Origin of the sequence: Kordia aestuariivivens, from assembly GCF_014397005.1 — a bacterium.
In the GTDB taxonomy this organism is placed as follows: Bacteria; Bacteroidota; Bacteroidia; order Flavobacteriales; family Flavobacteriaceae; genus Kordia; species Kordia aestuariivivens.
This window is the reverse complement of sequence record NZ_JACGWS010000008.1, coordinates 17,766-39,073: the sequence shown is the minus strand read 5'-3', so window position 1 is coordinate 39,073 and position 21,308 is coordinate 17,766. Positions and strand designations below refer to the sequence as shown.

Sequence of the window (21,308 nt, the reverse complement as noted above, 5' to 3'; positions counted from 1 at the left end):
GTTATATGAAAACTATTAATATTTGTGATGCAGGTAAAGCATCATATTAATTTTTGAAATAAATCTTGATATTTTACCTTTAATTGCTATATTGCAAACCAAAATTTCTTTCAATACTCAAGTCTTGACTATGAAAAAGCGTACAATAAAAATTATGCTACTTGCCGCAGTAGTTTCACTAGGATTTTTTAGCTGTAAAAGATCATCATCAAATAACACCTCAAGAGCCACTGGTTGGCGCATTGACGGTAAAGACGGTGGATTTACAGCCAACACAAAATTTAAAGATCAGGAAACGGCTCCAGGATTAGTATTTGTTGAAGGCGGAACCTTCACAATGGGAAAAACACAGGATGACCCTATGCATGATTGGAATAACACTCCAAACCAACAACACGTGCAATCCTTTTATATGGATGAAACAGAGGTTACCAATTTAATGTACACAGAGTACTTATATTGGACAAAAAGTGTTTTCCCTCCAGAAGATGAAAATTACAAAAACATTTATACAGGTGTTTTACCTGACACATTAGTTTGGAGAGATCGTTTAGGATTTAATGAAACGATGACCACTAACTACCTAAGACATCCTGGATATGCTGATTACCCTGTAGTTGGTGTAAACTGGATTCAAGCAGTTCAATTCTGCCAGTGGAGAACTGACAGAGTGAACGAATCTGTTTTAGAGCGCGAAGGTTATATTGCTAAAGGTGTAAAAACGGATAGTATTGACGCAGGAAGCACATTTAGCACAGAAGCGTATTTGACAAGACCGAAAGAAACTTACGCAGGTAAGATTGATGATTACCAAGGTCGAATTGCTGAAAAATCAAAGAAGAAAAAGAAAAAAGGCGAAGATGACGAAGACGGTGAAGAAGAAGAATCTACAAATGTATATGCAAAACGTACTACTGGAATTATTTTACCAGAATATCGTTTGCCAACTGAAGCTGAGTGGGAATATGCTGCAAAAGGTTTAGATGGATTGAGAGAGTACAATAATGTACGTGGTAGAAAGAAATATCCATGGAAAGGTGAATTCACAAGAAGTGGAAACAGAAAAAGACGTGGAGATCAATTAGCAAACTTCAAGCAAGGAAAAGGAGATTACGGTGGAATCGCAGGTTGGTCTGATGATGGTGCTGATATTACTGCACGCGTAAAAACTTATCCTCCAAACGATCATGGTTTATATGATATGGCTGGAAACGTTGCAGAATGGGTTGCTGATGTATATCGTCCAATTGTAGATGATGAAGCAAATGACTTTAACTACTATCGTGGTAACTACTATACAAAAAACAAAATCAACGCTGAAGGAACCGTAGAAATTGTTGAAGCTGGAAGTATGAAATATGATACTTTAGCGAATGGTAGAATTATGGCAAGAAATCTTCCTGGACAATTAGCGCAAGTTGATGTTGACGAGAAAGAAACATACTTACGTACAAATTTTGACAAGTCTGATAACAGAAACTATCGTGATGGAGATGTTGCATCTTCAAGATATTTTGACTTATTTAATGAAGATGAAGATTCAGAATCTGAGGCAAAACGCATGTATAACGCACCAAAACATCAAGTAGGATCTGATTCTACAGGAATGGTGAGACAATATGACAAATCTAACTCAAGAACTACGTTAATTGATGACAATGTACGAGTTTACAAAGGTGGATCATGGAAAGATAGAGCATACTGGATTGATCCTGCACAAAGAAGAGCATTCCCAGAATATATGGCAACTTCATATATTGGGTTTAGATGTGCAATGTCTAGAGTTGGTTCTAAATCACAAAGTAACAAGAGACCAAGAAAATAATACTACTTACATTTTATGTATAGTACTAAAAAAAAGCCCTGATACATCAGGGCTTTTTTTCGTTTAAATATTAATTCGATTCAAAATGATTTCAGCATTATATACAATTTTTCAACAACACCCAGTAGTTTGTACGGATTCGAGAAACATTACACCTGATTGTATTTTTTTCGCTTTAAAAGGCGATAATTTTAATGGCAACATATACGCTAAAGACGCGTTACAAAAAGGTGCTGCGTATGCGATCGTTGATGAAGAAGCATACAACACATCAGAACACACTATTCTAGTAAAAGATGTATTAGAGACGCTTCAACAACTTGCCAATCATCACAGAAAACAATTAAACATTCCTATTGTATCACTCACAGGAAGTAACGGTAAAACGACCACGAAGGAATTAATAAATGTAGTATTGTCTAAAAAGTTCAACACAACTGCTACCAAAGGAAATTTAAACAATCATATTGGCGTACCACTTACCTTACTTTCCATGGATTCAACTACTGAAATAGGTATTGTAGAAATGGGCGCAAATCATCGTGAGGAAATTACCTTTTTAAGCAGTATTGCAGAACCTGATTACGGTTACATCACCAACTTTGGAAAAGCGCACTTAGAAGGTTTTGGTGGCATTGAAGGTGTTATTCTCGGTAAGAGCGAACTATACGACTATTTAAAAGTAAATAATAAATTTATTTTTGTGAATGGAGATGATCCAAAGCAAGTAGAAAGGACTCATAATGCTACAAAGTACACCTTTGGAAGTTCTGAAGATAATGATGTAGCGATTCGTTTTCTGAGCGCAAATCCAATGGTTCGCGCTACATTAAATGACGTAGAAATTCAAAGTCAATTGATCGGAGCATATAATTTTTCAAACATTGCAGCCGCCATTGCAATAGGAAGTTATTTCGGCATTCCACTAAACGATATAAAAGACGCTGTTGAATCATATACGCCTTCTAACAATAGATCTCAGATTATCAATAAAGATACAAACAGCATCATTTTAGACGCGTACAACGCCAATCCCACAAGCATGAAAGCTGCGTTGGATAATTTTTCAAACTTAACAAGTACAAACAAAATTGCTTTTTTGGGTGATATGTTTGAATTAGGCGAAAGCGCAGCAAAAGAACATCAATTTATCACGGATTATGTAAGTTCTTTGAACATTGATAAGGTATTTTTAATTGGAGAAAATTTCGGAAAGACAAGTAGCACTGACAACAAGATAATTATCTATCCAACTTTTGAAGAATTGAAAGCTAATTTTCCAGCACTAAAAAACAGCAATTTATTGATTAAAGGTTCGCGTGGTATGGCGCTTGAACGAATTTTAGAATTGCTGTAAACTAAAAAAAGCTTCTCATAAAGAGAAGCTTTTTTCGTGGGTAATACTGGATTCGAACCAGTGACCCTCTGCTTGTAAGGCAGATGCTCTGAACCAACTGAGCTAATCACCCGAAATCATTTTCAATAAGATAGTGGGCGATACTGGATTCGAACCAGTGACCCTCTGCTTGTAAGGCAGATGCTCTGAACCAACTGAGCTAATCGCCCTTATTGCGGATGCAAATATAGAATAGATTTTATATCTGACAAAATTTAAACTGAAAAAATTATACTATTTCTGCGACTACAAACGTACTTCCGCCAATATAGATTACATCTTTGTTTGTCGCTTTTGTTTTTGCAGCATGATAGGCTTCTGAAACTGAATCGTATACATTTCCAATCAAGTGTTGCTGTGCTGCTTTTTCTTGTAATTCGGTTGCTGACAAACCACGAATTATTTTTGGAGAACAAAAATAGTAGCGTGCGTTTTTAGGCAACAATGGCAATATAGCTTCTAGTTTTTTATCTTTCACAACACCCAAAACGATGTGTAATTCCTGAAAGTTCTCTGCTTGGAGTTGCTGCATGGCAATTGCTAAACCTTCTTTATTATGTGCCGTATCGCAAATCGTTTTTGGACTTTGATGTAGAATCTGCCATCTTCCTTGCAGTTTTGTGTTGGTAACGACATTGAGTAAACCTTTTTTAATGTGCGTTTCTTCGATTTGAAAGTCTTCTAATAATTGAACTGCTTGTACCGCAGCTTTACAATTTTTCTGTTGGTAATCACCCAATAAATCTGTTTGATACTTTTGTTGAATTGTTTCTTCTGCTAGATATAATACGGCTTCTTCTTCTTTTGCTCTTTCGGTAAATACAGGAAAGGTTTCTTCATGAAATTCGCTAATTACCACAGGAATATTTTTTTTGATGATTCCTGCTTTCTCAAAAGCGATTTTAGGCAATGTATCACCTAAGAATTCTAGATGATCAAAGCCAATGTTTGTGATGACGCTTACTTCGGGCGTGATGATATTTGTAGCATCAAATCGTCCGCCTAAACCAACTTCTATGACAGCAATGTCTACTTTTTTCTTGGCGAAATAGTCAAAAGCCATTCCAACAGTCATTTCAAAAAATGAAAGCCCTTCTGCTTCTAAAAATGCTTGGTGTTCTTTTACAAATTGAATGACAAATTGTTCACTCGCCCTATTTCCGTTGACACGAATTCGTTCTCTGAAATCTTTTAAATGTGGTGATGTGTATAAACCGACAATATAGCCCGCTTCTTGTAAGATAGAAGCAATTATATGACTTGTAGAACCTTTTCCGTTGGTTCCTGCAACATGTATTGTTTTGAATTTTTTCTCAGGAGATTGTAAGTATTCGGAAAGTTTTATGATATTTCCCAAACCTATTTTGAGCGCCTTTCCACCTTGTTTTTGAAAGACAGGCAACTGCTTGAACAACCAATCTAAGGTTTCTTCGTAATTCATTATGTACCGTAAGAAGATTATTAACCGCCTAAACTAAAGTTAAATTCAATAACTCCATATTGATTTTCTGGCGCCTTGTCATCAGGATTCCATTTAAACTTGAAAGCCGCTTCTTTTGCGAGATCTATTAAACATTTATCAATAGCAGTCGTACCTACACCTTGTTTTACTTTAACGACTTTACCTTGCTTATCTACCGTAATCTCTATAACTACTCTTCCTTCAGATTTACAATTGGATTCAACATCGGGTTTATACAGTCGTGTTCTACCATTTAACCCACTTCCTCCTTCACCTCCTGTACCTGAACCTGGCTTGCCATAATAACTTGCCGCATACGGATCACCATCTGGCTTTCCTTTGTTTCCATCACCATCATCTGGACCTTCGCCCTCAACGTCTTTACCGTCAGAGTTATTAACGCCATCCATCATGGCATCTAATTCTGCTTTTTTCTTATCACGCTCTTTTTGTGCTTTTTCTTCGGCTTCTTGTTTTTCTTTCGCAATTCGGTCTGCTTCTGCTTTCGCTTCTTCCGCTTCTTTGTCAGCTTTTTTCTTAGCTTCTTCTGCTTTTTTTATTGCGATAGATTCTTCCGATTCTTGCGTAACAACTTCTTCCGACTCTACTTCTTCTGGCGTTGTTTCTGGCTGCTCTTCCGGAACGGCTTCTGTTTCTTGCGACTCTTCTTCTTGTGTTTCTGTTGGCGTTGTTTTAGGCTTTGGTGTGTCTTTTGCCACTGAGTTTCCACTTCCAACATCAGTATTTCCAAAATTTACCGCAATACCACTTTCTATTGGCGGGTCCATGTATTTCATTCCAAATACAAACATTAATAACAATAATACAATCATTAACGCCGTCGTAATGGTTGCTGATTTTCGCTTGTGTTCTGTATTAAATAATGACATATTATTTTTATTTTGGTCGAACTGTTAAAATAACTTTGTATTGATTCTTGCTTGCAAGATCCATGATGCTTACTGCTTTTTCTACTGAAACACCTTCTTCTATTTGTAATAGAATTGTCGGATTTGCTTGTCCTTCAAATTGTATTTTTAATTTTTCTTCTAATTGAGTTGCCTCTATTTTTACCGAATCTAGATATGTTTCTAAATTTTTAGTAATTCGAATTGTAACCGAATTTTCATTTGCTACATTCTCATCAACTTTCGGTACTTCTAAATCTATTGCTTCCTTTGATAAATCTTCTATATATTTTGCAAAGTATGCCAATCCAATTAAGAAGATCACACCAGCAATAAAAACGAATGGTAAATTAAACTTTTTATTATTCGTTTCGAGCAAACTCATTATTGTGGGCGAACAGCTAGAATGATCTTATACTTATTTCTATTGGCAATATCCATAATGTTTACCGCTTTTTCAATTGGTACACCTTCTTCTGCTCTTAATATAATTGTCGGCTCGGATTGCCCTGCCAATTTTGCCTTCAGCTTTGCTTCTATTTGTCCTTCTCTGATTCGATCTGAATCGATATAAATTTCTAAATTTTTCTTGATGCTTACCGCAACATTTTGCGTGTTTGTTGATTTACCTTTTGCTTTTGGCAATAGCAAATCGAGTGCGTTTGGCGAATTTGATGTTAACATGAAAAACACCAATAACAGAAATACAATGTCTGTCATGGATGACATACTAAACTCTGGGCTTACTTTATTTCTACCTTTTAATCTCATATCTGAAAATTATACAGGTTCGTTTAATAAATCTAAGAAGTCTACTGCATTTGCTTCCATCTGATGCACCACTTTATCTGTTTTCACAACTAAATGGTTGTATCCAATATACGCAATAATTCCCACAATTAAACCAGCAACCGTAGTTGTCATGGCTGTGTAAATACCGCCTGCTAGCGAGCCCATTTCGGCTTGACCGCCACTAGTTGCCATTTCACGGAATGCAATAATCATACCGATAACCGTTCCTAAGAACCCAATCATTGGCGCTACACCAGCGACAGTTGCTAGAATACTTACGTTTTTTTCTAGTTTGTACACTTCTAAGGTTCCAGCATTTTCAATGGCTTTATTGATATCTTCCAAAGGTTTTCCAATTCGCGAAATTCCTTTTTCTGTTAAACGAGCTACTGGCGAATCTGTTTGCGAACACAACATTTTGGCTGCGTCTAGTTTTCCACCTGAAACATTATCTTTAATTTGATTCATGAAGTTTTTATCAATCTTTGAAGCTGCTTTGATAGCAAATAAGCGTTCAAAATAAATGTATAGTGCTACTGCTAACAATACTAATAAGACACTAATTATGATAATACTTCCTAAGCCACCATCAATGACTAATTGATAGATAGAAAATAACTCTTCCTTACTTTCTGGGTTTTCAGCTGCGTTATTCGTTGTTTGAAATAGAAACATGTGTGTTTTTTGATTTAAGATATATAACGTTCAATTTTTCAATAAAGTATACTTTAGAATAAAGTTCGCATGACCATGAATGCTGCTGAACCCACAACGAATCCGATGAATGCCAACCATGCTATTTTCTTGAGATACCAAAAGAAATCTATTTTTTCCATTCCCATGGCTACAACTCCAGCTGCCGAACCTATGATTAACATACTTCCTCCAGTTCCAGCTGCAAAAGCGATAAAGTGCCATAATTCATGATCCATAGGCTCTGTAAACATTCCTAAACTTGCTGCTACCAAAGGCACGTTGTCAATAACTGCTGATCCAACTCCGAGCAACATAACTACTAAATCTGAAACGCCACCAGAGTGCATTTCTGTTCCTAATTGTGGTGTTGCTGTTTTTAACCAATCTGCAAATCCAAAGAGCAATCCTAGTGATTCTAATGCTGCAACTGCCATTAAGATTCCTAAAAAGAATAGGATACTTGGCAATTCTATTTTTGATAACGAATGATGTACTGGGCTGTGATGTGCAGATAATGCATCTGATTCGCTTTCATATCCTTCGTTTGCTCCAACTGCAGACATACTGAATTTTGTATTGCTATACAATTCCGCAAATATGGCTACAACTGATAAAGACAACATCATTCCTACATACGGAGGCAAATGTGTTACTACTTTAAAAACTGGTACAAAAACGATTGCCGATAAACCTAAGTACAACATAGTTGGTCCAAAACGATGTGGCTTTTTATCATCTTTCGTTTCTTCATCAGGAAGATTTCCTTTGAATGGCTCTAAGAATGAAGCTATAAACGTTGGCACTAACATACATAATAATGATGGAATGAATAAATATCCTATTAGTTTCCCTGTAGATACTTTGTTTCCAATCCATAACATCGTGGTTGTAACATCTCCAATAGGAGACCAAGCTCCACCTGCATTTGCAGCAATAATGATTAAACCTGCATACCAAATTCGAATGTTTCTGTCGCCAATAATTTTTTGTAGAATAGAAATTAATACAATTGTTGCCGTTAAATTGTCAATGATCGCTGATAAGATAAATGCTAAGAATGCAAAAATCCAAAGAACCCGTTTTTTACTTCGTGTTTTGATAAAATCTTTGATCGTTGCAAATCCGTCGAAATAATCAATAATTTCCACAATCGTCATTGCTCCTAACAAGAATACTAGTATTTCTGCGGTTTTCCCTAAATGATGCAGTAAGGATTCTTCCATAATATGCATCTTTTCATCGCTCGCCATACTGCCAAAGTTTTCGACTAATGCATGTGCTCCTGAATCGAACCAACTTTGAAAGCCTTCGATTCCAAAAGCAATAAACGCCCAACATATCGCCATCATAGCTAATGCGGGAATAAGTTTATCTATTTTTAAGTTGTGCTCTAAGGTTATGGCTAAATATCCTATGACAAATATGGCTATTATTGCTGATTCCATTTGTAATTTTTATGAGTGGTTAGTTATACGAGTTCTTTTAGTGCAATTTCAAAAGCGGTTTTACTGACATCTACTTTTGAAGCATTTCGTTTGAATGTATTTTGCAATGCTTTTTTGATGGTTTTTGAAGTGTCTTCAAAGATGGCTTCATCGGTCATTTGAACTCTACGTTCCATGAAATAAGCAAATACTCTTGCCATTCCACAATTGGAGATAAAGTCAGGAATTAAACTTACTTGTTGATCTGTATGTTCCATGATAGAACCAAAGAAAATTTCTTTGTCTGCAAACGGTACATTTGCACCACAGGTAATGACTTCCAAACCTGTATCAATCATTTTATCTATTTGTTCTTGTGTAACTAATCGTGATGCTGCACAAGGCGCAAAGATTTCAGTTGGCAATTCCCAAATACGTTTGTTTATTTCTTCAAAAGAAATCATATTGTCTGCCACAAGCGTGTTTCCGTCTTTCTTTAAAAAATAATCTTTTATTTCTTCATACGAAAACCCATCTTCATTAATAACACCACCAACTCTGTCAATGATTCCTACTACTTTCGCGCCCATTTTCGCTAAGTAATAGGCCGCCGCAGCTCCAACATTTCCAAATCCTTGTACAATGGCACGTTTTCCTTCAATAGATCCGCCATAGATATCATAGAAATGGCGTGCAGCTTCTGCAACTCCAAATCCTGTAATCATGTCGGCAACTGTATATTTTCGAGAAACATCAGGAGAATATTTTGAGCTTTCAATTACTTTGATAACTCCGAGACGCAATTGTCCAATTCTGTTGATTTTATCAGCTTCTGTGGGCTTAAAGTGTCCGTTAAATACACCTTCTTGCGGATGCCAAACGCCACTATCTTCTGTGATTGGAATTACTTCATGGATTTCATCGACATTCAAATCGCCACCAGTTCCATAATAGCTTTTTAACAATGGTGCAACTGCATTGTACCAGCGTTTTAATACGCCATTTTTTCGTGGATCTTGCGGATCAAAGTTAATTCCAGATTTCGCACCACCAATTGCAGGGCCAGAAACCGTAAATTTTACTTCCATTGTTTTGGCTAGCGAAAGCACTTCGTTCATATCCAATCCTTTTCGCATTCGGGTTCCACCGCCAGCAGCTCCACCACGAAGCGAATTAATTACGGTCCATCCTTCTGCATTCGTTTCAGGATCTTTCCAGTTAAATACTATTTCGGGTGCTTTATTTTCGTATATTTTGAGTAGTTCTTTCAATTAAATATAGGTTTTATTGGCATGTTGTTTCTATTCAGACAAATATAAAAATTGTTAACATCTTTTAGGTTAATTTGCTTTAAGATTATAAATTTTTCCTGAACTGTGATTTTTAGACGCGCCAGTCACGCTTTTGAGGCAATTTACCTCATCGCGCAATCGGAGAATCCCTAAGAAACCAAATATTACAGCTTCTTTATACTCTAAAAGTTCATTACTTGGTTTTACAAGTGTAACTTCTTTGTAATATTGAATTCTTGATAGTAAATATTCATTGTATGCGCCACCACCTGTGACGAGTATTTTTGATCTAATTTTGAAACTACGTGCAATTTGTTGTGCAATATGCTCTGTAAATGTTCGCAATACATCAATTTGTTTTCGTTGAGAAGCTTCGAGCAGTGGAAATATTTTTTCTTGAACCCATTCCAAACCAAGCGATTTTGGCGGTTGTTGTGTGTAATAGTCTAAATTGTTTAATTCTTGTCCAAGCTGTAACAAATATTCTCCCGATTTGGCAAGATTTCCTTTGTCATCATAATCAAACCCTAACTGTTTTGCATATTTGTTCAAGACAATATTTACTGGACAAATATCATACGCAATCCGTTTTCCATCTTCATGGAAAGAAACATTCGCGAATCCACCTAAATTTAAACAGTAATCATATTCAGAAAATAATAATTCGTCACCAATTGGCACTAACGGCGCGCCTTGTCCGCCAAGTTCAACATCTTGCACTCTGAAATCACAAACTACTTTTTGCTGTAGTAATGCAGCTAAAATTTCTTGATTTCCAATTTGATAGGTAATTCCGTTTTCAGGTTGATGCAAAATCGTATGTCCATGTGAACAAACCGCATCAATTTTTGTAATTTCGTGTGTTGAGATGAATGATTTGATAGTGTTTGCTAACAGTTTTGTGTACAGCGTATCAAATTCGGCTAACTGATCTGCATCAAAGTGAATGGCTTCTCGAAGTGAATCTTCCATTTCTTGCGAATACGGAATCGTCACTGCTTTTAAGATGGAAAACGTCCATTTTTCTTGTTTTTTGAAATGTATATGTGCAATATCAATTCCATCGAGTGAAGTTCCCGACATTACACCAATCACTTTATATGAAATCATCTTGTAAAATTATTCAATTTTTGTCATTTGATTTCCTAATTTAGGATAATATTCACAATTAAATTACCTTTCTAAAGATTTAAAATTAAAGATTCTCAGAAATGCACGCTTATTATTGAAAATCTGCTATTTTAGAATTATCTTTGTGCGACTTTTTAAAAAATTTATTAATACAATATATAGTTATGGATTTTAATCTTACAGAGGAACATATCATGATTCGTGATGCAGCTAGAGACTTCGCAAGAACTGAGTTGCTTCCAGGTGTTATAGAACGTGATAATAAACAAGAATTTCCACAAGAATTAGTTCACAAAATGGGTGAATTAGGTTTTATGGGAATTATGGTTGATCCGAAATACGGAGGAAGCGGAATGGACGCCATTTCTTATGTATTGATTATGGAGGAACTTTCTAAGATTGATGCATCTGCTTCTGTAATTGTATCTGTAAATAACTCTTTGGTTTGTTATGGATTAGAAGCTTATGGAACTGAAGATCAGAAACAAAAATATTTAACAAAGTTGGCAACAGGAGAATTTGTTGGTGCTTTTTGTTTGAGTGAGCCGGAAGCTGGAAGTGACGCAACTTCTCAGCAAACTACGGCCATTGAAAAGGATGATCATTATGTAATTAATGGTACTAAAAACTGGATTACAAGTGGTGGACGTGCTGATGTGTATTTGGTCATTGCGCAAACTGATAGAGATAAAGGACATAGAGGAATCAACGCTTTTATTGTTGAGAAAGGAACACCAGGTTTTCACGTTGGGCCAAAAGAAGATAAGTTAGGAATTCGCGGAAGCGACACACATACATTACAGTTTAATGATGTAAAAGTTCCGAAAGAAAATCGTATTGGAGAAGATGGTTTCGGATTCAAATTTGCTATGAAAACACTTTCTGGTGGACGTATTGGAATTGCTGCACAAGCCTTAGGAATTGCTTCTGGAGCTTATGAATTGGCACTTAAGTATTCTAAAGAACGTAAAGCATTTGGAACAGAGATTTGCAATCATCAAGCAATTGCTTTTAAGTTAGCCGATATGTACACAGATATTACTGCTGCTCGCCTTATGGTAATGAACGCTGCTTGGGATAAAGATCAAGGGAATAATTACGATATGTCTAGCGCAATGGCAAAATTATATGCTTCTAAAGTCGCGATGGAACATACGGTAGAAGCTGTGCAAATTCATGGTGGAAATGGTTTCGTAAAAGAATACCACGTAGAGCGTTTGATGCGTGATGCAAAAATTACACAGATTTACGAAGGAACTTCTGAGATTCAGAAAATTGTAATTTCAAGAGGAGTTATTAAAGGATAAATTTTAAATAGATACAAGATCGCTCCGCTGTAAGATCTTAGAAAAAAAGACAAAATAAAAAAGCGCGTTGAACTTTAACGCGCTTTTTTTATGTTTTAAAAACGATAATCAAGCCCAATTCCCATAGCGTTTATGTTGACACTTCCCAATTGGTAGTGATTAAATCCTCCGTGAAAAGAGAAGCGTTTTCTGTGATAGCGCGCTAATAATTTGAATTCATCCACAGAAGATTCATTAATCAGGCTTTGCTTCCACGAAATTCCAAAACTGAATGGTTTGTTAAGGTAAATATCTACACCTACTTGATAGGCTAATCCAGTTTCGTCAACGCCGTTTCCAACGTGTGTGGCACCAACTCCCCAATATCCTGTGACATTTTTTTCACGAATTCGATAATAGTTTACCATAAATGAGCTTACGCCCAATTCTACTTTTGGAGTTTGCTCAAAGAAATGCAAGTGACTTACTTCAACACCAACCAATGGAATAAATCTGAAATTTAGTTTGAAGTCATTTCCATAGAATTCTTTTCCGCTTGCAAAAACCGTATTCGAAATCATGAATTGACTTCTTTTCAGAGGATAATCTTGCGTAAAGAGTGAATATTCACCATGCGAACCATCAGAATATGGATATTCATAAAAATAGCGTGGCTCCATTTCCCCTAATAAGATTCCGATTGTTACGTGGTATGCAATTTCGACAAATACGCTATCAAAATAACCTGGGTCATCATCATTTCCGCCACCTCTATTATTGTTACGTGAAGAACTTGAAGATGATGTGCTTGAGCTACTTCCCGAAAGATCGTCTTTGGCTTTATTGAGTTTTCCTTGTGCGTTGGCAACACTAAATGCAAGACAACAAAGTAGTATTGAAAGTGTAATTTTTGATTTCATAAAGTTTGGTGTTAATGTTGCCAGACTTCATCAAGAAAAGTGCCAAAGATAAAACCTTACTCATTCCTGAGACACCGTCACCTGGTTTTTATGAATTGCAATAGTCAATTGTGATTCCTCTATTTCATCATAATAAATTTCTACTTCTTTATAATCATTTCCGATTTCGATGGTTGTTTTTGATGGTTTCATTTTAGCTGTTTTAGGTTATCATAAATAACCGCTAAAAACAAACATCAAACAATACTTAATAATACGTATTTTTTGGTCGTTAGTATTGAGGAGTAAAAACACTTCATAATAATTAAAACCACAACATCAACTCATAAATCAGTAGTAAAAATTTAGATTATACCATCAGACTGTAACATCTGCAAAAAAAATTACACATATAATCGTAAATTCTTTATCTTTAGAAATTACTTGAACATATTTTTTTGTATTGCATTACAATAGAAAAACTAAGTAGAATACACTGATAACACTAACATTCATTAACAATAAACTAAATAAATATATGGCTGACGATTTTGATTTACTGGAAACTTCCGGAGCACAACAAGAACAAAAATCAAACGACAAAGTAGATTGGGGAAAGGCTATCGACCAAATGAAGTCGAAATTAGCGCAAGAAGACAGTCCAGAAGTACGTCAAAAAATATTAAATGCAACATTAGACAATGTTGTAGATATGGCTGAAAAAGATCGTACCTCTTTATTAGATGCGATTAAAGATTTAACAGATTACCAAGACGAAGTCGGAATTATTTTTGAGCGTTTTTCCACCTTAAATGATGATGAACAACGCGTCATTGATAATGCCCAAAACGAACTTGAAAAAGCAAAAGTTGAATACCGAGAAGCATTAGAGAAACCCGACACTTGGTGGAACAATCTTTGGGGAAGAAAGGCTAAAATAAAAAGTTCAAAATCTGCATTAGATCAAGCGGAGAAAGACAGACGTTTTTCAGATTCTAAAGCAAAAGAAATGTTTCAAAAGCGTATTGAAAGCTCAGATACGGAAACGTTATTAAAAGAACTTTCATTTAAAAGTCAGGCTGCAGTAAAACGTTTGAAAGATCGTGAGATTGAAATTAAAGACGTGGAAAGCAAATTGCAAGTTGCCATTGTTGAAGCGAGCAAAAATCACACAAAAGCGTTACAGAAAAAGAAAGAGATTGAAGAAAAACTTGAAACAGAGAAATCTTTATTAAGTCAAGTGCGACAAGAATTAGAAGAAGTTGTAGACAAACAATCACCTGAATATTCTGAAGCATTGTCTAAAGTTACAAAGCTAGAGCAATCTGTAGAAGAACTTGAAGGTTTACGAACTGCTTACATTACGTTAGCGGCGAGTAAAGATAGTTTCGTTCACAAGCATAACTTAACAATCAAAGTATTGACTTCGTTACGTAGCAACTTACAAACGCATAGAGCAAAATTAAAATCTGATACGGAAGAACGTGTTCGGTATTATGACGGTTATGTAGTTGCCTTAAAAGCAAGAACGGATCAAGAATTTGCTGCTATTTTAGAGCATTTAGGAATCAAAACGGATGAAAAAATCGGTGAGACTTTAGCGGCAATGCATACTGCAAGTGCAAGAGCGCGTCAAGATATGATGGAAAATATTCCTGTGCACGAAAAAGTAATGAAAGGTATTTACGGAAGTTATGCTGAATCGTTACAAGAAATTCGGGAGAAAGATGTGGAAATTCGCAAGAACTTCGCAGACCGTTATGGAATTGACATGAAAGAATTATTCGAAGAATTTTACAAAAACAATGAAAATCCTTCTACTGGTGGAAATGATGGCGATGCGCCTGAAAAACCAGCTCCAGCACCTGATGGTGGCTCGGATGATTTATTAGGATAATTAGTTCTAAAATATACTATATTATAAGAGCTCCGCATGAAGGATAGAAGCTTTGTTGGAGCTCTTTTTTTAGATTCCTGCCTTCGCAGGAATGACAAAATTGTACTATAAAAAAAAGCGACTGCTGATAGCCTGACCGCCAATTTTTCATTGGTGGACATGCCCAAAAAATATTAATCACTAAAACTAGTTCGTTTTAATGTCTATAAACGATATCACAACACCATTAGATTCCGCAACGTTAGATTCGGATGCGCAATATGAACTTTACTATAAAATGGTAAAGCATGTATTGGACGAGTTTGAAATTAATTTAGTGGAATGGAATTATCACCGAATTTGTACCAAAGAAGAGCTCAAATCGTTAGAAGAATACTGCAAACGATTGGCATTTTCGCTAAAAGCAATGCAGTTAAAATATCGTTTTGACGAAGAACGTATGAAAGTAGATTTGACGGAATCTGGATTCCCAAACTACTTGGAACTTCGCTATATTCATAACGATTTAGACTTAAAGGAAGAATTTAAAGCAAAACTTCCGGAAGCGAATGTCTTCAAAGAAAAGTTTCTCAATCAATTAATGATGAACAAGCAACATGTGGAAAAACGCGATTTGTTTGAAGCATCTTCTTCTTTGTATTACAATATGATTGAGGAAGATAAAATCTTTCAAAAATTAGTGATTGGAAAAATTAAAAAAACCAAGAGTACGTTTGCAAATTATGTCCTCGATTGGGCTTTTTATGATGTATCGCTCAACAGACCGTTTGTTTGTTTTATGTATTTCGATTACAAACACGATGAAAAAATAGAACAAGAAATTTACGATACGATTAAAGATTGTGCCGATCGTTATCAGGATTTGGACAACATGGCGTACATGATTGACAAACGTTTGAAATATGTGCATCCGCGAAAAGTAAAACGTATAGATTTAGGTATTTTACATAGTATTTTCTCGAAAGATGATCATGAAATCACGCATGCGCTTTTAAAAGCCATTGCACAAAAAGACGTGAATCTTCATTCATTTTCATTGACGACAAGTGTAGAAACGATCAGCGCAGTGAATTCGTCAAAAGTGAGCAACGATTTATTATCATTCAAAAAACAAGAAATTCAAGTTTGGAGCGAAGTAGCAACACACAAATACATTTTGGCACCACACAGAGTCATTCAATTGCTCTATGGAAAAATTCCAGATACTATCATTCACTTACATCATGAACCTTTTGAAGTAGAAGAATTGCCAAACGATATAAATTGAAATTGAATGTTGAATCAACAACCGACAACCGACAACCGACAACAAATAACTAAAATAAAACAACAAAAACATACATGGAGAAACAACCGACTTTTCCTATCAAAAAAACTGAATTAATCATTTTACGCGAAGAAGCTTCTTCTTTCATTAAAGGTGTACAATGGGAACAAGGTTATAAAGCTAGAAATAGAGATGGAAATAAAGAGCAAGAAGACATTTTACTGTACTTATCAAAAGCAACAGGAAATGCTGGCGCGAATGCAATTTCGATTTCTAAAACGATTTTAAACCTTAAAAAACGTTTATTACCCGATTCTGTAGCTTTACCGCTTGCGCTGAATGAAACACTCTTTCACTTGCAGGAATCATTGGCAATTGGTTTATGGATTCGTGATAGTTACTATGACGCATCTGGTTTATCAATTCTGCATGAAAAAAGAACTGGACTTTCTACAGATCAACGCAAAGAATACGAATCAAAACAACAAACGGCAACCGCTTTTATGGTGTTTAGTTTGTCCTATTATATCGTTTCTCGATTGAAAGAAAAAGCTTCCGAAGACAATAAAGTGATGCAAAATAAATTTGCGGGAATTCCAGAAGTTTCATTGCTCTCACCAATGAAAGGAATTTCATGTACGCTATTCTATTATGACAAATACATGAATCATCCAAACTTGATCAATTCTGAACAAGATGTGATTGATTTTACGGTGTTGTATTTTGAATCGTACTTAAATGAAATCATTCAACGAAAAGGCGCTTTAGATTACACAGAAGTAATTACAGACCGAACGTATCAACTAGAAGATTCTGAATTTTCTATTGCAGGTTGGGAAACTGCGTTTACAGGAAGTGCTAAAAGTATTGAGTTCAATCCAATTCGTTTTGAGCAAATTGTCGGAAACAAAGATGCAAAACACTTCGCGAAGCGTTTGGTAGAACGTATGATGAGTTATGACATTGCGACTAAGAGAAATCCTTTTCAGGAATTGGGCGGATTCATGCCTGTATTTATGGGCTATGGAATTCCGGGAACTGGAAAAAGTATGTTGATTGCGGCAATTGCAACGATGTTAAAAGAACGTTGCGATCATTTAGACATTCCGTTTCTATTTCACCCAATGCCAGACACTGTAGTTTCTACTTTTCAAGGTGGATCTGCTGAAAAAATGGTGCAATGGATGAAACCTATGCAAGATCCAACGCGATTGATTTTCGCGCCCATTGATGATGCCGAAAACAATTTACAAGAACGAACTGCGCAAGGCGTTTCGGCTGGTGTAAAAGAAGTGATTGGTGTATTTTTACGTTATACAGAAGGTGCGTATGCGGTAAATCACGGAAACAGTGCGATTGGTTTATTTACGAATTTGCCTGAGCAATTAGACAAAGCCGTTATTTCCAGAATTCAAGGACGTTTTAAAATTGATGGAGCACGTACGGAACACGATTTCTTAGACCAAGATTATATTTGGTGGAAAAAACTTGAAAAAACATTGCCAGGATTTGTTTCTATGAAAGATCATCCTGATTACAAATACTTAAGCGATCAAGGTTTGGTTGCCAATGCAGGAGAAATTTTAGGTCAATTAGAAAAACCTACGGAAGAAAAAATTGCGGCGATTTACAATAAAGTCTTAACGCAAGATTCGTTGGATTCACATACGTTTTACTCGAATTTATACGGTTCGGTTCAAAAAGAATTTCCGTTTTTCTCATCAAGAGATATCAGAAACATTCAAAGTGCAATTTCATTGCGTCTGACAGATTTTAACTTGCCAGAAGATTGGTTTGAAAATCCTGAATTGTATTTCCAAAAAGAATACGATACCAAACTTGGAATGCTAAAAGAATTAATGACGGCTAACATGAAAGGACTCAACTTTGCTGATGTTCGTAAGCAAGAAGTAATTCGCTATTTAGATAATGTTGCCACGATTGCTGATACAGATTTCTCTCGTAAAGTAGAACAACAAATTATGCAAATGAAAATTGGAACCGAAGCGCGCAATCGTTTTGAAAAAGGATAAAAGCAGCTATGAAAAAAATCGTTTTCTTACTCCTTTTTTGTGTTTCGTTTGCGTATTCGCAGGATAAAAACTGGGACTATTTCATAAATAGGTATAACATTGAAATACATGCGAACAAAAAGTTCGTTTTTTCTGGAGATGTTAAAGCTAGCACACTATCCAAAGATGGTGGCGCATGTTTATATACTCAAATTTCTGGCACTGATAAAAAGAGATTGTTTTTTGATAATATGTTAGATCGTCCCATTACTAAAGATTCATGGGATTTATATAGTATTGAAGGAATACTTGATGCAGACGCCAAGTTTATACAAGTTGGTGGTATTGTAACAGGACAAGGTATTTTTTATTTTGATAACTTTCAATTGAAAGTGCAAGAGAAAAATGGAACATGGACGATAATTCCCATTGAAAATTCAAATTTTGATCAACCAATAACTGATCAAAATAACTTAGGTTGGATTAGAGACAAAAATAATCTGAATTACGTGTATAGTTCTGTCCCAAGAGTTTCTAATAAAAATTCAGCAGATTATTCTTTATTGGTAAAAAGCATCTATGATATTGATGAAAAACCTGTTTCCGCAAAAAGCATCAAGCTAAATCCAAAAGGAGAAGCCGTTTTGATTGAAAATATCAACGTAATTGATGTCAACACAGGAAAAACTAAAAAGAGAAGTGTTTTAATTCGAGATAAAAAAATCGTTGAAATTGCTAGAAATATTCAAGTTTCAGACGCAACTGTCGTTAAAATTGATGGTACTGGAAAATGGTTAATCCCAGGAATGATTGACAGTCACATCCATTTGTTTCAATCGGGAAGTTTATATACACGTCCGGATGCTTTCGATCTGAGAAAATACAGACCATACGAAGAAGAACGAAAATGGCTTCGCCAAAACGCACCCGATGTTTTAAAACGCTACTTACAATCTGGAATCACCACGGTAATTGATGTTGGCGGACCTTTGTACAATTACGAAATCAGAGATCGATACAGCGACAACACTTCGTTTCCAAATATTTATCTTACAGGACCATTAATTTCTACCTATCAACCAAAAGCGTTTGACATTGAAGATAGTCCAATCATCAAAGCAAATTCGCCCGAAGAAGCAATAGAATTAGTGAGAGCGCAATTGCCATACAAACCCGATTTTATCAAAATATGGTACATTAATAGTGGTGACGCAACGCTGAATCATGAAATTGTAAAAGCTACCATTGCGGAAAGTCATAAACACAACTTAAAAGTGGCGGTTCATGCTACAAATCTTAAAACAGCAAAATTAGCCATTAAAGCAGAAGCGGATATTTTAGTACACAGCGTTTCAGATGCTATTGATGAAGAATTTGTTGAAATGGTCACTTCAAAAAAGATCATTTACATTCCAACTTTAATTGTAAGTGATAAATATACAGAAGCATTCACACAAGAAATTGCATTCTCTAATGAAGAGTTGAGACTTTCAAATCCGTTTCCGATCAAAAGTTTTTCAGATCATAAGCATTTGAACAATGATGCGCAATTTGAGCGGAGTAAAACAAGAAGCTTTGCACGTAGAAAAAGAGATTTTCAACAAAATGATATTGAAGCAGCCAATTTAAAGCTATTGCAAGACAACAATGCACTTATTGCCACAGGAACCGACGCTGGAAATATTGGAACCTTGCACGGAACTTCGTATCAAGAAGAATTACAAACGATGCAAGAAGCTGGTTTGTCCAACTTGCAAATTCTGCAAGCGTCTACGATTAGTGCTGCAAAAATATTGGATAAAGAGAGCGAAATTGGCAGTATTGAAGTTTCAAAATTAGCTGATGTATTAATTTTGGATGAAAATCCTTTAGAGGACATTCAAGCGTTGCAAAAAATCCAGTATGTTATCAAAGGCGGCAGTGTTTTCCGCACGGAAGATGTTCTGATAGAAAGTCCTGAAAATGTTGTGCAGCGTCAAGTAAACGCTTATAATTTAAGAAATTTAGATGCTTTTTTAGAAAATTTCAGTGAAGACATTGAGATTTATTATTTCCCAAATACATTGGACATTAAAGGAAAAGAAGCGTATCGAAAAATATTTTCAAATTACTTTAAAAAATTTCCTGATTTACATTGTGAAATACTGAACAGAACTGTGCTCGGAAATACAATTATTGATCATGAACGTGTACTTCGTGTAAAAGGAGGAAACTATACTGAAGTCATTGCTATTTATAAAATTGAAAATGAGAAAATAGCGAAAGTCTATTTTATTAAAGATTGATTCATACAAGCAAAAAAAACATTTTGAACAAAAAACTTAAAATTACTTCATACATTCTCGGGTTTCTATTGATTCTCTACGTCATACTAAAATACACAGGAATATGTGCACTTTACACTATTAGTTCTACATCTAGCGAGCCTAATTTAAAACATGGATCTTTTATTTTAATTTCTAATCTCATTACTCCAAAACGTGGCGACTTTACGGCATTTACCTTTAAGAATCCTGAGTTAGGTGAATCAACTTGGATGCATCGTTTGTGTGCTATGGAAAACGATACGGTTCAAATTATTGATGGCACTTTGTTTGTAAATGGGGAAAATTTTGATGAACAATACAACTTACAACATTCGTATTTGTTGAGTGAAGAAAAATTCAATTCCTTGAATGATCCTACGATCGAAAACTTTCCAATTTTAAATGACGAAAACAACAAAGCTTATATTACTTTTATAGAAGATGTAGATGCCAGAACACACAAACTTGCAGCAGATCGATACAGAGATTTAAAAACGATTCCTAATCCTGAAATCAACAAAACCTATCAGCAAGATTGGAACAAAGATCATTTTGGACCTTTGGTGATTCCGAAAGGAAAAGTATTTTTACTCGGTGACAATAGAGACAACTCAATGGATAGTCGATTTATTGGTCTTATTGATGTCTCTGCAATCAAAGGTGTACGCTGGAAAACTTTATTCTGATGCTTTAAATAACGTATGCAACATAGGTA

At 35.5% G+C, this 21,308-nt stretch carries 18 protein-coding genes and 2 tRNA genes; 8 read left to right on the top strand and 12 right to left on the bottom strand.

The window, feature by feature from the left end; translation table 11 throughout:
• The first annotated feature begins 130 nt into the window (after positions 1 to 130).
• Together gldJ and H2O64_RS13495 are read left to right on the top strand one after the other, a co-directional pair.
• The gene (gldJ, locus tag H2O64_RS13500; RefSeq protein WP_187562734.1) at positions 131 to 1,825 is read left to right on the top strand and encodes a gliding motility lipoprotein GldJ; all 1,695 of its coding nucleotides are present in this window, start codon (positions 131 to 133) and stop codon (positions 1,823 to 1,825) included.
• 85 nt (positions 1,826 to 1,910) lie between these two features.
• Positions 1,911 to 3,182 (top strand): UDP-N-acetylmuramoyl-tripeptide--D-alanyl-D-alanine ligase, encoded by a 1,272-nt coding sequence (locus H2O64_RS13495; protein ID WP_187562733.1) that lies wholly within the window; start codon positions 1,911 to 1,913, stop codon positions 3,180 to 3,182.
• A 37-nt stretch (positions 3,183 to 3,219) separates the two neighbouring features.
• Here the strand turns inward: H2O64_RS13495 and H2O64_RS13490 are convergent.
• From H2O64_RS13490 to H2O64_RS13445, 10 genes are all read right to left on the bottom strand, one after another.
• Positions 3,220 to 3,294: transfer RNA gene (locus tag H2O64_RS13490), tRNA-Val, on the bottom strand.
• Positions 3,295 to 3,316: 22 nt separating this feature from the next.
• Positions 3,317 to 3,391: transfer RNA gene (locus H2O64_RS13485), tRNA-Val, on the bottom strand.
• A gap of 59 nt (positions 3,392 to 3,450) precedes the next feature.
• A complete protein-coding gene (locus tag H2O64_RS13480; protein WP_187562732.1) occupies positions 3,451 to 4,662 on the bottom strand; it encodes a bifunctional folylpolyglutamate synthase/dihydrofolate synthase in 1,212 nt (403 codons plus the stop codon).
• Between the two features lie 20 nt (positions 4,663 to 4,682).
• On the bottom strand, positions 4,683 to 5,573 hold the full coding sequence (locus tag H2O64_RS13475) for an energy transducer TonB family protein (RefSeq protein WP_187562731.1): 891 nt from the start codon (positions 5,571 to 5,573) through the stop codon (positions 4,683 to 4,685).
• Positions 5,574 to 5,580: 7 nt separating this feature from the next.
• Entirely contained in the window at positions 5,581 to 5,976 is a 396-nt protein-coding gene (locus tag H2O64_RS13470) for an ExbD/TolR family protein (RefSeq protein WP_187562730.1), read from the bottom strand.
• Entirely contained in the window at positions 5,976 to 6,362 is a 387-nt protein-coding gene (locus tag H2O64_RS13465; protein WP_187562729.1) for an ExbD/TolR family protein, read from the bottom strand. Before H2O64_RS13465 ends, H2O64_RS13470 begins: the two co-directional genes overlap by 1 nt.
• Positions 6,363 to 6,371: 9 nt before the next feature.
• Positions 6,372 to 7,058, bottom strand: a complete 687-nt coding sequence (locus H2O64_RS13460) for a MotA/TolQ/ExbB proton channel family protein (RefSeq protein WP_187562728.1) — start codon at positions 7,056 to 7,058, stop codon at positions 6,372 to 6,374.
• Positions 7,059 to 7,111: 53 nt separating this feature from the next.
• Positions 7,112 to 8,524, bottom strand: a complete 1,413-nt coding sequence (gene nhaD / locus H2O64_RS13455) for a sodium:proton antiporter NhaD (protein WP_187562727.1) — start codon at positions 8,522 to 8,524, stop codon at positions 7,112 to 7,114.
• A gap of 23 nt (positions 8,525 to 8,547) precedes the next feature.
• Positions 8,548 to 9,774: a Glu/Leu/Phe/Val dehydrogenase dimerization domain-containing protein gene (locus H2O64_RS13450; RefSeq protein ID WP_187562726.1), complete on the bottom strand. Its 1,227-nt coding sequence runs from the start codon at positions 9,772 to 9,774 to the stop codon at positions 8,548 to 8,550.
• Between the two features lie 69 nt (positions 9,775 to 9,843).
• Entirely contained in the window at positions 9,844 to 10,905 is a 1,062-nt protein-coding gene (locus tag H2O64_RS13445) for an anhydro-N-acetylmuramic acid kinase (RefSeq protein WP_187562725.1), read from the bottom strand.
• 185 nt (positions 10,906 to 11,090) lie between these two features.
• Between H2O64_RS13445 and H2O64_RS13440 the strand changes: the two genes are divergently transcribed.
• Positions 11,091 to 12,233, top strand: a complete 1,143-nt coding sequence (locus H2O64_RS13440) for an acyl-CoA dehydrogenase (protein WP_187562724.1) — start codon at positions 11,091 to 11,093, stop codon at positions 12,231 to 12,233.
• A 95-nt stretch (positions 12,234 to 12,328) separates the two neighbouring features.
• On the opposite strand, the gene H2O64_RS13435 is transcribed toward H2O64_RS13440, so the two are convergent.
• Both H2O64_RS13435 and H2O64_RS24215 read right to left on the bottom strand, forming a co-directional pair.
• Positions 12,329 to 13,132 carry a hypothetical protein gene (locus H2O64_RS13435; protein WP_187562723.1) on the bottom strand — a complete coding sequence of 268 codons (804 nt, stop codon included), beginning with the start codon at positions 13,130 to 13,132 and terminating at the stop codon, positions 12,329 to 12,331.
• Positions 13,133 to 13,192: 60 nt separating this feature from the next.
• Complete coding sequence (locus H2O64_RS24215; RefSeq protein ID WP_262890645.1) at positions 13,193 to 13,324, bottom strand: hypothetical protein; 132 nt, start codon at positions 13,322 to 13,324, stop codon at positions 13,193 to 13,195.
• 325 nt (positions 13,325 to 13,649) lie between these two features.
• Between H2O64_RS24215 and H2O64_RS13430 the strand changes: the two genes are divergently transcribed.
• From H2O64_RS13430 to lepB, 5 genes are all read left to right on the top strand, one after another.
• Positions 13,650 to 15,008, top strand: a complete 1,359-nt coding sequence (locus H2O64_RS13430; protein ID WP_187562722.1) for a coiled-coil domain-containing protein — start codon at positions 13,650 to 13,652, stop codon at positions 15,006 to 15,008.
• Positions 15,009 to 15,207: 199 nt separating this feature from the next.
• A complete protein-coding gene (locus H2O64_RS13425) occupies positions 15,208 to 16,275 on the top strand; it encodes a hypothetical protein (RefSeq protein WP_187562721.1) in 1,068 nt (355 codons plus the stop codon).
• A gap of 74 nt (positions 16,276 to 16,349) precedes the next feature.
• Positions 16,350 to 18,308 carry an AAA family ATPase gene (locus H2O64_RS13420; RefSeq protein ID WP_187562720.1) on the top strand — a complete coding sequence of 653 codons (1,959 nt, stop codon included), beginning with the start codon at positions 16,350 to 16,352 and terminating at the stop codon, positions 18,306 to 18,308.
• An 8-nt stretch (positions 18,309 to 18,316) separates the two neighbouring features.
• Complete coding sequence (locus tag H2O64_RS13415) at positions 18,317 to 20,572, top strand: amidohydrolase family protein (protein WP_187562719.1); 2,256 nt, start codon at positions 18,317 to 18,319, stop codon at positions 20,570 to 20,572.
• Between the two features lie 23 nt (positions 20,573 to 20,595).
• Positions 20,596 to 21,279: a signal peptidase I gene (gene lepB, locus H2O64_RS13410; RefSeq protein ID WP_187562718.1), complete on the top strand. Its 684-nt coding sequence runs from the start codon at positions 20,596 to 20,598 to the stop codon at positions 21,277 to 21,279.
• Positions 21,280 to 21,308: the final 29 nt, after the last annotated feature.

What these genes read in the sequence shown, in the direction of transcription:
- H2O64_RS13415 (WP_187562719.1), top strand. Translation starts at nt 18,317, where the DNA reads ATGAAAAAAATCGTTTTCTTACTCCTTTTTTGTGTTTCGTTTGCGTAT.
- nhaD (WP_187562727.1), bottom strand. Translation starts at nt 8,524, where the DNA reads ATGGAATCAGCAATAATAGCCATATTTGTCATAGGATATTTAGCCATA.
- H2O64_RS13445 (WP_187562725.1), bottom strand. Translation starts at nt 10,905, where the DNA reads ATGATTTCATATAAAGTGATTGGTGTAATGTCGGGAACTTCACTCGAT.
- H2O64_RS13430 (WP_187562722.1), top strand. Translation starts at nt 13,650, where the DNA reads ATGGCTGACGATTTTGATTTACTGGAAACTTCCGGAGCACAACAAGAA.
- H2O64_RS13435 (WP_187562723.1), bottom strand. Translation starts at nt 13,132, where the DNA reads ATGAAATCAAAAATTACACTTTCAATACTACTTTGTTGTCTTGCATTT.
- H2O64_RS13460 (WP_187562728.1), bottom strand. Translation starts at nt 7,058, where the DNA reads ATGTTTCTATTTCAAACAACGAATAACGCAGCTGAAAACCCAGAAAGT.
- gldJ (WP_187562734.1), top strand. Translation starts at nt 131, where the DNA reads ATGAAAAAGCGTACAATAAAAATTATGCTACTTGCCGCAGTAGTTTCA.
- H2O64_RS13480 (WP_187562732.1), bottom strand. Translation starts at nt 4,662, where the DNA reads ATGAATTACGAAGAAACCTTAGATTGGTTGTTCAAGCAGTTGCCTGTC.
- H2O64_RS13440 (WP_187562724.1), top strand. Translation starts at nt 11,091, where the DNA reads ATGGATTTTAATCTTACAGAGGAACATATCATGATTCGTGATGCAGCT.
- H2O64_RS13470 (WP_187562730.1), bottom strand. Translation starts at nt 5,976, where the DNA reads ATGAGTTTGCTCGAAACGAATAATAAAAAGTTTAATTTACCATTCGTT.
- H2O64_RS13475 (WP_187562731.1), bottom strand. Translation starts at nt 5,573, where the DNA reads ATGTCATTATTTAATACAGAACACAAGCGAAAATCAGCAACCATTACG.
- H2O64_RS13420 (WP_187562720.1), top strand. Translation starts at nt 16,350, where the DNA reads ATGGAGAAACAACCGACTTTTCCTATCAAAAAAACTGAATTAATCATT.
- H2O64_RS13425 (WP_187562721.1), top strand. Translation starts at nt 15,208, where the DNA reads ATGTCTATAAACGATATCACAACACCATTAGATTCCGCAACGTTAGAT.
- H2O64_RS13465 (WP_187562729.1), bottom strand. Translation starts at nt 6,362, where the DNA reads ATGAGATTAAAAGGTAGAAATAAAGTAAGCCCAGAGTTTAGTATGTCA.
- H2O64_RS24215 (WP_262890645.1), bottom strand. Translation starts at nt 13,324, where the DNA reads ATGAAACCATCAAAAACAACCATCGAAATCGGAAATGATTATAAAGAA.
- H2O64_RS13495 (WP_187562733.1), top strand. Translation starts at nt 1,911, where the DNA reads ATGATTTCAGCATTATATACAATTTTTCAACAACACCCAGTAGTTTGT.